Consider the following 13,407-nt stretch of genomic DNA (forward strand, 5'->3'; position numbering starts at 1 on the left):
GTCATGCTCGACACCCCAGCGGAATTCAGCATCGGGCAGGTGGCTGAACGCACCGGCCTGAGCGTGCACACCCTCCGGCTGTACGAACGGGAAGGACTGCTGACCGGCCGGCTGCGCCGCAGCAGCGGGGGCCGTCGCGTCTACGGCGAGTGGGACGTGCAGTGGCTCGACAACTGCACGAAGTTCCGGGCCTCCGGAATGCCGCTGGCCACGATCCGCCGACTCGCCGAACTGGTCGGCGAGGGTCCGGGCAACGAGGCCGAACGCCTCGAACTACTCCGGGCGCACCAGCAGCGGGTGCTGGACCGGATCGCCGAACTCCACGACTGCCTCGACCTGATCAGCAGCAAGGTCACCGCCTACGAGGAAGCCGTCCGGCAGGGCACCGCGGACCGGCTCTGGAGCACCCCGTCGACCGGGCCCGACACCGATCCGAGCCCCGACGCCGACGAACGCCGGTGACCAACCACCCGGGCGGCACTCGCCCGACCCCGGTGACGGGACTCAGCAGGCGGACCCGCCGGGGGTGACCAACCCCGTCTCGTACGCCAGCATCACCAGCTGGGCGCGGTCCCGGACACCCAGTTTGGTGATGATCCGGCTGACGTGGGTCTTCGCGGTCAGCGGGCTCATCCGCAGTGCCCGGCCGATCTCGGCGTTGCTCAGCCCGCCCGCCACCAGCGCCAGCACCTCGCGTTCCCGGGTGGTCAACCCGGCGAGCCGCTCCACCGAGCCCTGCGCCGGCCCGGGTCGCCGGCCGAACTCCTCGATCACCCGCCGGGTCACGCTCGGGCTGAGCAGCGCGTCGCCGGCCGCGACGACCCGGACCGCGTGACACAGCTCCTCACGGCTGACGGTCTTGGCCAGGAAGCCGCTCGCCCCGGCCAGCAACGCCGCGAAGATGTACTCGTCGATCTCGTACGTGGTGAGCACGATGATCCGTACCCCGGCGGTGGCCGGATGGGTGGTGATCCGCTCGGTGGCCGTCAGACCGTCCAGCCCCGGCATGCGGATATCCAGCAGTGCGACGTCGGGCCGGGTCTGCCGGACCAGCCGCAACGCCTCCGCGCCGTCGGCCGCCTCCGCGACCACCTCGATGTCGCCGTCCAGCCCGAGCAGGCCGCGCAGCCCGGCCCGGACGAGCGGCTGGTCGTCGGCGAGCAGCACCCGGATGGTCATCGGACTCCCCCATCCGGCTCGGTGGCCGCCCCCGCGACCCGGTCGGCGTCGACCGTCCGCCTCCGGTCGACCCCATCAGCCGGCACGGTCCCGCCGGCGACGTCGACCGAATCCGCCACATCGGCCGGCACGGTCCCGCCGGCGACGTCGACCGTCTCCGCCCCATCGGCCGGCACGGTCCCGCCGGCGACGTCGACCGTCCGGGGCAGCCAGGCGCTGACGGTGTACCCGCCGCCGGGCAGCGGGCCGGCGTGCAGCGTTCCACCCAGTCCGGTCGCCCGTTCCCGCATCCCGGTCAAGCCGTGTCCAGCGGCCGCCGGCCCGGAACCGCCCCCTGTGCCGTCGTCGCGGACGTCGAGGCCGACGCCGTCCGGGGCGTACCGGAGGGTCAGCGTGATCGACCGGGCGTCCGCGTGCCGCAGCACGTTGGTGACGGACTCCTGGGCGATCCGGTACAGGGTCAGCCCGACGGTGGGCGGCAGCGGCCGGGGCTCGCCCTGGCGGTCGAACCTCGTCGTCAGGCCGCCCTCGGCCGCCCGGTCGAGCAGCGTGCCGAGCTGCGTCTCGTCCGGCGGGGAGCGCAGCTCCGGCCCGGTCGCGGCGCCGGGCTCGCGGAGCAGGCGTACCGCCCGGCGCAGCTCGTCGATCGCGTCCACGTTGACCTGCCGGGCGCCGTCCAGCAGCTCCCGTGCCGCGTCCGGGTCCCGCCCGACGAGTTCCCGGGCCAGGTTGAGCTGGATCCCGACCACCGCGACGGTGTGCGCGGTGACGTCGTGCAGTTCACGGGCGATCCGGATCCGTTCGGCGAGGACCAGCCGGGCGGACTCCCGGGCCCGCTCCGCCTGCTCGGCGGCGAGCCGGGCCTCGGCCTCCCGGGCGTACAGCTCGGCGGTGCGGAACGCGGTGCCGGCCACCAGGGCCAGGGCCAGCATCGCGGCCTCGCGGAGCGCCCCGTCGAGCATCCGGAGCGGTTCGACACCGGCGTTCAGCACCCAGCCGGTGGAGACCAGCAGGGTCGAGGCACCGACCGCCGCCCCGATCAGCGGCTGCCCCGCCCGGGCGACCGTGTAGAGCGGAACCAGTAGCGGCCAGATCGGCGAGACGCTGGGAAAGTCGGTCAGGTTGTAGCCCATGATGGCGACCAGCGACAGCACGAGTACCAGCACCGGGTGCCGGCGCCGGAACAGCAGCAGGGTGCCGGTCACGACACCGAGGGCGGCCGCGGCGAGCGTGGAGTCCCGGCTCGACGGCTCGACGGCCACCTCGGTCGCCACCGTGATGGCGACCGCGCTGACCAGTGCGAGCAGCACGTCTGACCGGCGCATCGGACCTCACTTCCCGTGCCCCGGATGCGTGCCGGCGAGGTCGGCCGGCACCCGGGGCTCGTCCCGGGCCGAGACGGCAATGAATTGTCCCATCATGCCGGCGTCCTCGTGGGCGAGCAGGTGGCAGTGGAACATGTACGGCGCCCGCACGTCCGAGTGCGCCAGGAACCGTACGGCGAGCCGGACCCGGCCGCCCGGCGGCACGTACACGGTGTCCTTCTCGCCGGCCAGGTGCGGTGCCGGCGGCCGACCGTCCACGTCGAGCAGGTGGAACGCCGCGCCGTGCAGGTGAAAGTTGTGCGGGTTTCCGCCGGTGTTGCCGATCTCCCAGGTCTCCACCGAGCCGGCCCGGACCACCCGGTCGATCCGGGTCGGGTCCATCACCCGCTCGTCGAACCGGAAGTCCCCCATCGCCATCCGGTACGGTTCGGTCCTGGTCGGCTCGGGCACCTGTGGCGCGGCGACCAGCCGGGACGGCAGCGCGGGCGACGGCCGCAGCACCGGCGCCGCGACGATCTTCACCAGGTCGAAGGTGTCGGCGCCGCCGGCCAGTCGCCGGATCAGCAGGTTGCCGCCCATCGGTGCCGGGAAACCACGCAGCAGTACCTGCTCGCCGGGCCGGAACCGCACGACGATCTCGGCGCGTTCGCCCGGCGAGAGCATCAGCCGGCGCAGCGGCAGCGGCGCGTCCCGCAGTCCCAGGTCGGTGGCGACCAGCGAGAACTCCCGGTCGTCGGCGAACCCGATGGAGAAGACCCGGGCGTTCGCGCCGTTGAGCAGCCGGAACCGGACCAGCTCGTCGCCGACCTCCAGGTACGGGTCGTAGCCGCCGTTGACCAGGATCCGGTCGCCGAGCAGGCCGGTGACGGAGAACCCGCCGAACTCCAGGCCGGACTCGTCGAGCGCGCCGTCGTCGTGCAGCTTGCGGTCCTGGAGGATCAGCGGGATGTCGTCCACGCCGTACCGGCGGGGCAGCGGCAGCGCGTCGGCCTCGTCGTCGTCGACCAGGAACAGACCGGCGACCCCGCGATAGACGTGCGCCGCGGTGCGCCGGTGCAGATGCGGGTGGTACCAGAGGGTGGCCGCCCGCTGCTCGACCGTCCAGTACGGCTGCCAGGTCCGGCCCGGCGCGATCGGCTGGTGCGGGCCGCCGTCCATCACCGCCGGCAGGTGCATGCCGTGCCAGTGCACCGAGGTGGTCTCGGGCAGCTTGTTGGTCACGTCGACCGCCACCCGGTCACCGCGCCGGGCCCGCAGCGTCGGCCCGAGGATCGGCCCGTTCGCACCCCAGGTGGTGGTGCTGGTCCCGGGGAGCAGTTCGGTGCGGCCCTGCGCGAGGGTGAGGCGGAACCGCTTGCGCCGGTCGGCATCGACGGTGGGCGGCAGCAGCGGCGGGATCGGCAGCCGGTTGCGGAACGACAGCGTGCCGACGTTGCTCCGCCCGGACTCCGCCCAGAGGTAGCCGGCGAATCCGGCGGCCGGGGCGACGATCAGACCGGTGCCGGCGCCGAGCCAGCCGAGCACTTTGCGCCGGGTGGTCACCGCCGGCTCCGGGGCCGCAGGCTCCAGAGCATGAGTACGACCCCGATGCCGATCACCCACCAGCCGAGCAGCGCCTCGGGCATCGGTACCAGACCGGGGTCGTCGAACCAGACGTGCGGCGGGACGAAGAACCAGCCGAGATTGAAGGTGAGCCCGACCAGCGCCACTACCAGCCCGACCCAGAGAAGACGTCGTTCAGCCATACCCCGACGCTAGGTATCCGGGGTGCCGGCGGGCGTCTGCCGATCGGAGTCGAAATCCGTACTCCACCCGGTGTACGACCCCGACCCGGCGTCGGGGACCGCGGGTGGCGGCAGGGGCCCCGGTGCGGGGACCCCTGCCGGTCCGGTCAGCCGATGGGAAGCTGGGCGACCCAGTCCTGCCAGGCCCGCTCGGCCCGGGCCTGGTCCACGTCGGCGCCGAAGAGGTGGTGGCCGAGGACCAGCACGCTGCCCCGGTCGGTGCCGGAGTGCAGGAACCGGTAGAGCGCGTCGTCGGTGCGTACCCCGAAGTAGGTGGGCAGCCCGGTGAGGTCGACGACGCCCTCGACCGGCGGCAGGCCGTCGAGGGTGAGCCGGGCCGGCGCGCCCTCGGTGATCTGGCCGGAGATGCCGAACGCCCCCGCCACGGCCGCCCAGACCTGGTCCGGCTCGCCGGCACCGGGCCGGAACGCGGCAACCGTGCTGCCGTGCCGGCCCGGGAAGTGCCGCACGTACGCGGCCAGGGTGCCCAGGTACATGTCCCAGCCGGCCTGCATCGCCTCGTACTCGCTCTCCCAGTTGTCGCCGAGCACGCCGCTCTGCACCAGGTGCAGTACGGTGCTGCCCTGGTCACGCCCCTCGATCAGGTATTCGATCGCCATGAAGGTGCCGTCCGGGCCGGGCTCGGTGCCGGACGCGAACCGCTTACCGGGCTCCCATGCGGTCACCGTCGACTCCTCGGTATGCCCGGCCATGGTGAAGGTGTTCCGCCCGCCCTCGCGGGGGTCCACCTCGGTGTGGCCCATGAACCAGGAGTCGATGCCGGGGCCGGTGGCGATCGCCGCCCAAACCTGCTCCGGTGTCGCGGCCAGTTCGATGTCCTTGCGCAGCTCGAATTCGTGTCCCACGGTAGAACGCTCCAATTCGCTGACGTGCGGAACCGGCCGGTCCTGCCGGCCGTGCGGAATGGTCGTGCGGAATGGTCGTGCGGCTTGCTGGAACGGGCTCGCCGGCCGGCCCTTGCGGAGGGCCCGTGCGGCGGCCTCGGCTAGCCGGTCGTGCCGGTGCTCTCCTGGTCCGGCGGGACGTGCGGGTGCAGCGCGACCACCACGCGGTGGTCACGGCCGCCGGGCGCGGACTCGTCGTGGTACCTGCCGACCAGCCTGCTGACCGCATCGGCCAGTTCCTCGGCGAACGCGGCCCGGTCGGCCGCCGACGCGAACCGCACCTGGGCATCGATCGCGAACGTCGCGACCCGCTTGTCGGCCCGGTCCGCGCCGGTGATCAGCGCACCCACGTCCTGAACGAGCCGGGCGGCGACCGCCAGCAGCCACCGCGCCGACAGCCGGTCCGGGGACTGGCCCGGGTTCGGCCGCACGGCGGAGAGCGCCATCGGGGAGATCACGTAAGACGCCGCGGTGGCCCGCATCACCCGCTCGGTGACGTTGCCCTTGCGGCGCTCCTCGACCAGCTCGATCAGCCCGTGCTGCTCGAGTGCCCGGAGGTGGTAGTTGACCTTCTGCCGGGCCAGGCCGACCCGGGCCGCGAGCATCGTGGCGGAGGCCGGCTCGGCCAGCTCGGCCAGCAGCCGCGCCCGGATCGGGTCGAGCGACGCCTCGGCCGCCGCCGGATCCTCGATCACTGCGATGTCGAACATGAGGCAAGCCTGCCACCGACAACTCTTCTTGTCAAGAAAAGCCGAGCTGTCGGAAGAGGGCTCGCCGGGTGGCCCGGAGGTCCAGGCGAGGCGCTACTCGTCGTGGCGCCAGCCGAGCAGCCGCTCCGCCTTCGTACAGTCGAAGAACCCCTGGTTGCCCCGCAGCTCGCCGCGGACCGGCACCTCCGGGTAGTGCTCGCGGCGCAGCTCCTCGCTGGGGGTGCCGGAGGTGGTTTCCGGGGCGACCACGTAGCAGACCTGGTGGCCGGCGAAGTCGGCGCTGAGCGCCAGCAGGCAGGCCCGGGCCGCCGGCCGGGCCAGGGTGTACCCCCACAGGTCCCGGACGGCGAGGGCCGAGTGCCGCCACTCTGGCCGGACGGCCGGCCGGGCCGGCTGCACCGCGTGCAGCCGCAGGCTGGCGATGCTCAACTCCTCGTACCGGCGGGCGAAGCTGTCCGCCTGGGCCTCGCCGAGCCACTTCGACAGGCTGTACGGGTCCTCGTTGTAGCTGGGGTGCCGCTCGTCCAGCGGGAAGTAGTCGAAGCGCGGCTTCCGGCTGTAACCGCCGCCGATGGCGTTGACGCTGGAGGCGAGGCAGACCCGGGCGATCCCGAGTTCGGCGGCGGCCCGCAGCGCGTTGTAGCTGGCGGTGACGTTGAGGTGGTGCACCACGTGGTCGGGCTCGTCCCACGGCTTCGGATACGCCGCCAGGTGCACCAGCGCCTCGCAGCCGTCCAGCGCCCGGAGCAGTGCCGGATAGTCGGTCACGTCTGCCGGTCGGCGTACCAGCCCGGCCGGCGCGTCGGTGCCGGCGTGCGGGGTCGACGGCCGGTCGATCTCCACCACCGTGTGCCCCTCGGCCAGCGCGTGGCCGACCACCGACCGCCCGACCATACCGGCACCGCCGGTCACCGCAATACGCATCCCACCATTCTCCGCCCGGGTACGCCCCGAAGCAGGTCGGAGAAAAGCCGGCGCGGCTGTCGTTCCCGGCCTGGCCCGTTCGTCGTCATGCTGTGCAGCAGTGCGCTGCGCGACGATCCGGAGGAAGCCGGCGGCATTCGCAGCCGGGCGCCGGCGGAACGAAGACGGAGGAGATCGGCGTGAAGTACCTGTTCCTGATCTACGGCGACCCGACCCGGGACCCGACCGACCCGGAGGCCGTCCAGGCCGAGATCGACGCGTACTGGGCGTACGACAAGCTGCTCGCCGACGCGGGCGCCCTGCTCGACAGCCAGGCGTTGCAGGGCACCGAGACCGCCACGACGGTGCAGGTCGGCGGGGACGGCGGGCACACCGTCACGGACGGGCCGTTCGCGGAGACCCGGGAGATTCTCGGCGGCTACTACCTGGTCGACCTGCCGGACCTGGACGCCGCCATCGGCTGGGCCGCCCGCTGCCCTGGCGCGTTGCGCGGCAAGATCGAGGTCCGACCGATCATGGAGTTCGCGCAACCGTGAACGGGGGCGGCGACCGGCCGGGACCCTGGCGAGGCAGGACCGGGGGCGGGTAGCCGTGTCCGGTGGTGAGCAGCCGACCGTCGACACCGTGGAGCGGGTGTTCCGGGAGGAGCGCGGCCGGCTGCTCGCCAGCCTGGTCCGGCACTTCGGCGACCTGGACCTGGCCGAGGAGGTCGCCTCGGACGCGATCGAGGCGGCCCTGCTGCACTGGCCGGTACAGGGTGTGCCGACCCGTCCGGCGGCCTGGCTGCTCACCACCGCCCGGCGCAAGGCCGTCGACCGGCTCCGCCGGGACCGCGCCTACGCGGCCCGGCTGGCCGTACTCCAGGCCGAGGCCGTCCGGGTCGAGCCTGCCGCGCCGGCCCCGGACGGCGACGGCGACCTTCCGGACGATCGGCTGCGGCTCTTCTTCACCTGCTGCCATCCCGCGCTACCCGCCGAGGCGCAGATCGCGTTGACCCTGCGCTGCCTGGCCGGGCTCAGCACCGCCGAGGTGGCCCGGGCGTTCCTGGTGCCGGTAACGACGATGGCCCAGCGGATCGGGCGGGCGAAGAAGAAGATCCGGGGCGCCCGGATCCCGTTCCGGGTACCGGACGTCGCCGAGCTGCCGGGCCGGCTCCCCGGGGTACTCCGGGTGATCTACCTGATCTTCACCGAGGGGTACGCGGCGAGCAGCGGTCCCCAGCTCGTCCGGGCCGACCTGGCGGACGAGGCGATCCGGCTGGCCCGGATCCTGCACCGGCTGCTGCCCCGGGAACCGGAGGTCACCGGGCTGCTCGCCCTGCTGCTCCTGGTCGACGCGCGCCGGGCCGCCCGGTGCACTGCCGAGGGCGACCTGGTCCTCCTCGACGAGCAGGACCGCACGCTCTGGGACCACGACCGGATCGCGGAGGGCCGTCGACTCGTGCCCGGGGCGCTGACCAGCCGCCCTGGCCCGTACGCGGTGCAGGCCGCGATCGCCGCACTGCACGGCGAGGCCGCCGACGTGGCCAGTACGGACTGGCCGCAGGTGGTCGCGCTCTACGACGTACTGGCCCGGGTGGCGCCGTCACCGCTGGTGGCACTGAACCGGGCGGTGGCGGTCGCGCTGCGGGACGGGCCGGCCGCCGGGTTGCCGCTGCTCGACGCGCTCGACGCGGACGGTCGGCTGGCCGGCTACCACCTGCTGCCCGCCGCCCGGGCGGACCTGCTGCGTCGACTGGGTCGCACCGGGGAGGCCACGACGGCGTACCGTCGGGCGCTGGAACTGGTCGGCACCGAGCCGGAACGGGCGTTCCTGCGGCGGCGGCTCGCGGAGGTCTCCGGCGAGGGCCTCGGGGACTCCCCGCCGGAGAACTCCGCCGCGCCGGACCGGCGGTGACGTAGGGTCGGACTTCCGCCGTCGCGCCGTCCGGAGTACCCATGCCGCTCGAACCGCTGCCGCTGCGCACGGACCGCCTCGTACTGCGGTTGTTCACCCCGGACGACGTCGACGGGATGTACGCCTACCAGGGGCTGCCGGGCGTGGCGCGCTACCTCTACCGGCCGCCGCGGGACCGGAAGCAATGCGCCCGGATCATCGCCCAGGTCGCCGACGCCACCCGGTGGGAACGGAAGGGTGACCGGATCGTCCTGGCGGTGTGCCAGCGCGGGGCACCGGGCGTCGTCGGCGAGGTGGTCCTCACCCTCGACAACCCGGGTGCGGCGCAGGCCGAGATCGGCTGGATCCTGCATCCGGCACACGAGGGGCGGGGCTACGCCACCGAGGCGGCCCGGTGCCTGGCGGCGGTGGCGTTCGAGCGGCTGGGCGTACACCGGCTCTTCGCCCGGCTCGACACCGAGAACACCGGGTCGGTCCGGGTCTGCGAGCGCCTCGGGATGCGCCGCGAGGCGCACCTGGTCGAGAACGACTTCTACGCGGGACGCTGGGGCAGCGAGTACGTCTACGCGGCGCTCGCCCACGAACTCCGGCGCTGACCCGCCCCCGGCGGGCGGTGAGCCACTGTCGCCACGGCCAGCCGGTCCGCAAGAACCGCCGCACTCCACCCGGGTGAGAACAACACGATCCGGCACCATCCATCGCTATCGGCGAATACCACTCACTGCGGACGATGCCGGCGATGCACCCGTCTCGAAAAGTTTCGGTCGTCCGGTTCTCGGCCGACTCCACAAGACGTCGTTCGGCCAGATGCCATTGACCAGGTATTAGACCCGCATCGAGCGACCCCGGGGAGACGAGTAGAAGCTATCCATATCCTTACCTGCGTCAATACAATTAGAGTGGGGCCGATTGAAGTTTCGGAATCCTTCCGTTAACCTCCTGAAATCGAGTCTCGTCGATACAACGTAAGGCTGCCCCCTGAACGGAGTCCCATGCCCGTGAGACGGGCTAGTGCCCCGCTGGTGCCGAGTGCCGTGGTCATCGCTCGCCGACCACGGCACGAGTCACCACGCCGATCTCTGCGCCGGGCTCGCCGAGGTCGTCCAGGCACGGGTCGCCCGGGGTCGCTCATCCCCACGACACCGTCCACCGAGCCGGCACCGCAGCGGACGGGTGCATCGACGACACCCCCACACCATCCCTTTCCGGACCCGAGAGGCAACAAGCCATGAGCAACAAGACCGTCCCTGACCCCAGACGCCTGATGGCGAGACCCGGCCCGCGCGCCGCACTGGTCTCACTCGCCGTCGGCGTCCTCGCCGCCGGTGCGGCCCTCACCTTCGCCGGCTCCGCCAACGCCGCGACGACGCTCGGCGCGTCGGCGGCGGAGCGGGGCGGCCGCTACTTCGGCGCGGCCGTGGCAGCGAACAAACTCAGCGACAGCACCTACAGCACGGTGCTGAACCGCGAGTTCAACCAGGCCACGCCCGAGAACGAAATGAAGATCGACGCGACCGAGCCGCAGCAGAACCAGTTCACCTTCACCAACGCGGACCGGATCGTCAACCACGCGATCAGCCGGGGCTGGAAGGTCCGGGGCCACACCCTGGCCTGGCACCAGCAGCAGCCCGGCTGGATGCAGAACATGTCCGGCACCGCGCTGCGGCAGGCGATGCTCAACCACGTCACCCGGGTGGCCAGCTACTACGCCGGCAAGATCGACTCCTGGGACGTGGTGAACGAGGCGTTCGCCGACGGCAACGGCGGCGCCCGCCGCGACTCCAACCTCCAGCGCACCGGCAACGACTGGATCGAGGCCGCCTTCCGGGCCGCCGACGCGGCGGACCCGAACGCCAAGCTCTGCTACAACGACTACAACACCGACAACTGGACCTGGGACAAGACCCAGGCGGTGTACCGGATGGTGCAGGACTTCAAGCAGCGCGGCGTACCGATCGACTGTGTCGGCTTCCAGTCGCACTTCAACAGCGGCTCGCCGTACCCGAGCAACTACCGCACCACGCTCTCCAGCTTCGCGGCGCTCGGCGTCGACGTCCAGATCACCGAGCTGGACATCGAGGGCTCCGGCACCACCCAGGCGAACACCTACCGCAACGTGGTGAACGACTGCCTCGCCGTTTCCCGCTGCACCGGCATCACCGTCTGGGGCGTGCGGGACTGCGACTCGTGGCGTAGCAGTGGCACCCCGCTGCTGTTCGACTGCAACGGCAACAAGAAGCCGGCGTACGACGCGACGCTCAGCGCGCTGAACAACGGCGTCACCCCGACCAACCCGCCGACGACCCCGCCGACCGGCAATCCGACCAACCCGCCGACGACCCCGCCGACGCAGGGACCGGGCGGCTGTTCCGCGACGGTGTCGCTGAACTCCTGGACCGGTGGCTTCGTGGCAACGGTACGGGTCACCGCCGGCTCGTCCGGCACCAACGGCTGGTCGGTCGGGGTGACCCTGCCGTCCGGCGCGAGTGTCACCAACGCCTGGAACGCGAACCGCAGTGGCAGCAGCGGCGCGGTCACGTTCACCAACGTGAGCTACAACGGCCGGATAGCCGCCGGACAGTCGACCGAGTTCGGCTTCCAGGGCAGCGGCAGCGGCACAGGAATGTCACCCACCTGTAGCGCCAGCTGACCGACCCGGTACGACACACCCGGTGCGGAGGACCGCAAAGGTCCTCCGCACCGTTGCGTCCGCCCAGCTCCGGACCCGTACTCCGGCTCGTCCATGCCGGCGCCGGTCAGGGCCGACGCTCCGGGACCGCCGTTCCGGCGGCCTGCCGGTGGTCGGCGACGAACTCGGCCACGATCCGCCGGGCGTACGCCGCCCGCCCCGGATCGGCGGCCGAGAAGTCCTCCGGCGCGGGCACCCGCACGGCCATTCCCCAGCCCCGGCCCCGCGCCCAGGTGGCGTCGTCGACCGAGAGCGCGGCCCGGAACACGGCACGGCTGCGGGCCGGCAGCAGCGTCCAGGCGGCCATCAGGTCACAGGCCGGATCACCCACCGCCAGGCAGCCGAAGTCGATGACGGCGCTGAGCCGGCCATCGACGGTCAGCAGGTTTCCGGCCGCGAGGTCGCCGTGGATCCAGACGCCCCGGCCGTCCCAGGCCGGTACCGCCGCCAGGGCCGCCTCCCAGACCGCCGTCAGCGCGCCGGTGTCGACCAGGCCGGCCAGGGCGGCGATCCGCGCCCGGACCGAGTCGTCCGCCGCCAGCGACGGCCGGCTGTCACCGACGGGTACGCCCCGATAGGCGTTGCTGGCCTCCGGGGCCGGACCGCCGGTGGGATCGATCCGGCGCAGCGCGCGGATGAACTCCGCCACGTCCCGGGCCAACTGGTCCGGGTCGGCGCCACCCTCGCGGCCCGGGTTCTCGCCGTCCAGCCACGGATAGACCGACCACCGGAACGGATAGCCCTCGGCCGGCTGCCCGAGCGCGAGCGGAACGGGGACGGTCCACGGCAACTGCGGGGCCAGACGGGGCAGCCAGTGCTGCTCGCGGTCGACCTGCGGGGCCCATCTGGCGAAGCGGGGCAGCCGGACCACCAAGTCGTCGCCGAGCCGGTACATCGCGTTGTCGGTGCCCCAGATCCGGGTCCGCACCACGGGCAGCTCCGCCCAGCGCGGAAACTGGGTCGCGAGCAGCCGCCGGACGAGAGCCTCGTCGACCTGCACCTGGGCGGACGACGGGTCGGCGGTGGCCAAACAGATCTCCCTCGGCACCGGACACGGTTGGCGGTCGCGCGGCGGTAGCTGCTGGCAGCGTAGGCGCCACCGGACGGGCGGCCCAGCCATTTTCATCCCGGGGAGGCAGGGTTCCGGGGTGGACCGGGTGGCGTGGCGTAGGTGGCGATAACTCGGCGACGCCGGCGCCCACGGATGACACGATCACCGGATGCCGATCGACCAACACCTGCTGCTGGCGTTCACCCTGACCACGATCGTCGCCATGGTCACGCCCGGACCGGACATGCTGTTCGTGCTCGGCTGCGGGATGCGCGGCGGCTCCCGTGCCGGGCTGCTCGCCACCGCCGGGGTGGCGACCAGCGAGGCCGTCCACGTGGCCGTGGCGGCGGCCGGACTCGCCGCCCTCTTCGCGGCGGCGCCGACCGCGTTCGCGGTGGTCCGGATCGTCGGCGCCGGCTACCTGATCTATCTCGGGGTGCAGTTGATCCGGCGCCGCCGGGACACCCACGCCGAGCTGCCGACCGGGGGCGGGCTGTCGGGCCGGAAGGCGTACCTGAGTGGGTTGCTGACCAACCTGCTCAACCCGAAGATGGTCACCTTCACGATCGCGTTCCTCCCCCAGTTCGTCGACCCGGAGTTGGGGCGGGTATGGCTGCAGTTCGCGATCCTCGGCGCCATCCTGATCGGGCTGGAGTTCCTGGTCGACGGCGCCGTCGGGGTGTTCGCCGGGCGGATCGGCGGCTGGCTGCGCCGGCGGACCGCCGTACGCCGCCGGATCGACGCGGCGACCGGTGGCATCTTCATCGGCCTCGGGGTGCGGCTCGCCGTCGAACGGTGAGCCCGGCCGTGCCTCGGCAGGCATGGCCGGCAGGGCACGCCGGTTGCCCGCTGGCGCGCTGGGCCTGGCGGCAGGTGCGGTGTTGCCATGGCCGGCTGCTGCCGTCGGGGCGCCGCCGGTACCGGCACGCGGGCATCGTGATCTT

Annotated in this window: 14 protein-coding genes; 6 read left to right on the top strand and 8 right to left on the bottom strand. The window is 72.7% G+C overall.

Translation table 11 applies throughout. The annotated features are described in order from the left end of the window. Positions 1-3 precede the first annotated feature (3 nt). Complete coding sequence (locus ACSMXO_RS39555; RefSeq protein ID WP_455415862.1) at positions 4-462, top strand: MerR family transcriptional regulator; 459 nt, start codon at positions 4-6, stop codon at positions 460-462. A gap of 42 nt (positions 463-504) precedes the next feature. Here ACSMXO_RS39555 and ACSMXO_RS39560 read toward each other — a convergent pair whose 3' ends face one another. The 7 genes from ACSMXO_RS39560 to ACSMXO_RS39590 form a co-directional block, all read right to left on the bottom strand. Then, positions 505-1,179, bottom strand: coding sequence for a response regulator (locus tag ACSMXO_RS39560; RefSeq protein ID WP_455415863.1), 675 nt, complete (start codon positions 1,177-1,179; stop codon positions 505-507). Continuing rightward, entirely contained in the window at positions 1,176-2,504 is a 1,329-nt protein-coding gene (locus ACSMXO_RS39565) for a sensor histidine kinase (protein WP_455415864.1), read from the bottom strand. Before ACSMXO_RS39565 ends, ACSMXO_RS39560 begins: the two co-directional genes overlap by 4 nt. Before the next feature lie 6 nt (positions 2,505-2,510). Beyond that, positions 2,511-4,046 carry a multicopper oxidase family protein gene (locus ACSMXO_RS39570; RefSeq protein ID WP_455415865.1) on the bottom strand — a complete coding sequence of 512 codons (1,536 nt, stop codon included), beginning with the start codon at positions 4,044-4,046 and terminating at the stop codon, positions 2,511-2,513. Then, positions 4,043-4,249 (bottom strand): hypothetical protein, encoded by a 207-nt coding sequence (locus ACSMXO_RS39575; protein WP_346257225.1) that lies wholly within the window; start codon positions 4,247-4,249, stop codon positions 4,043-4,045. Before ACSMXO_RS39575 ends, ACSMXO_RS39570 begins: the two co-directional genes overlap by 4 nt. Before the next feature lie 146 nt (positions 4,250-4,395). After that, a complete protein-coding gene (locus ACSMXO_RS39580) occupies positions 4,396-5,154 on the bottom strand; it encodes an SRPBCC family protein (protein ID WP_455415866.1) in 759 nt (252 codons plus the stop codon). Positions 5,155-5,294: 140 nt separating this feature from the next. Beyond that, positions 5,295-5,903, bottom strand: coding sequence for an ArsR/SmtB family transcription factor (locus ACSMXO_RS39585; protein ID WP_455415867.1), 609 nt, complete (start codon positions 5,901-5,903; stop codon positions 5,295-5,297). 93 nt (positions 5,904-5,996) lie between these two features. Then, positions 5,997-6,827, bottom strand: a complete 831-nt coding sequence (locus ACSMXO_RS39590) for an NAD-dependent epimerase/dehydratase family protein (RefSeq protein ID WP_455415868.1) — start codon at positions 6,825-6,827, stop codon at positions 5,997-5,999. Between the two features lie 179 nt (positions 6,828-7,006). On the opposite strand from ACSMXO_RS39590, the gene ACSMXO_RS39595 reads away from it, so the two are divergent. From ACSMXO_RS39595 to ACSMXO_RS39610, 4 genes are all read left to right on the top strand, one after another. Next, positions 7,007-7,363 (top strand): YciI family protein, encoded by a 357-nt coding sequence (locus ACSMXO_RS39595; RefSeq protein ID WP_346257221.1) that lies wholly within the window; start codon positions 7,007-7,009, stop codon positions 7,361-7,363. Between the two features lie 55 nt (positions 7,364-7,418). Then, positions 7,419-8,723, top strand: a complete 1,305-nt coding sequence (locus ACSMXO_RS39600; protein ID WP_455415869.1) for an RNA polymerase sigma factor — start codon at positions 7,419-7,421, stop codon at positions 8,721-8,723. A 41-nt stretch (positions 8,724-8,764) separates the two neighbouring features. Continuing rightward, entirely contained in the window at positions 8,765-9,319 is a 555-nt protein-coding gene (locus ACSMXO_RS39605) for a GNAT family N-acetyltransferase (RefSeq protein WP_455415870.1), read from the top strand. A 632-nt stretch (positions 9,320-9,951) separates the two neighbouring features. After that, the gene (locus ACSMXO_RS39610) at positions 9,952-11,373 is read left to right on the top strand and encodes an endo-1,4-beta-xylanase (protein ID WP_455415871.1); all 1,422 of its coding nucleotides are present in this window, start codon (positions 9,952-9,954) and stop codon (positions 11,371-11,373) included. A 106-nt stretch (positions 11,374-11,479) separates the two neighbouring features. Here ACSMXO_RS39610 and ACSMXO_RS39615 read toward each other — a convergent pair whose 3' ends face one another. Then, positions 11,480-12,442 carry an aminoglycoside phosphotransferase family protein gene (locus tag ACSMXO_RS39615; RefSeq protein ID WP_455415872.1) on the bottom strand — a complete coding sequence of 321 codons (963 nt, stop codon included), beginning with the start codon at positions 12,440-12,442 and terminating at the stop codon, positions 11,480-11,482. 190 nt (positions 12,443-12,632) lie between these two features. On the opposite strand from ACSMXO_RS39615, the gene ACSMXO_RS39620 reads away from it, so the two are divergent. Next, positions 12,633-13,262 (top strand): LysE family translocator, encoded by a 630-nt coding sequence (locus ACSMXO_RS39620; RefSeq protein WP_455415873.1) that lies wholly within the window; start codon positions 12,633-12,635, stop codon positions 13,260-13,262. Positions 13,263-13,407: the final 145 nt, after the last annotated feature.

The organism is Plantactinospora sp. DSM 117369 (genome assembly GCF_053764795.1).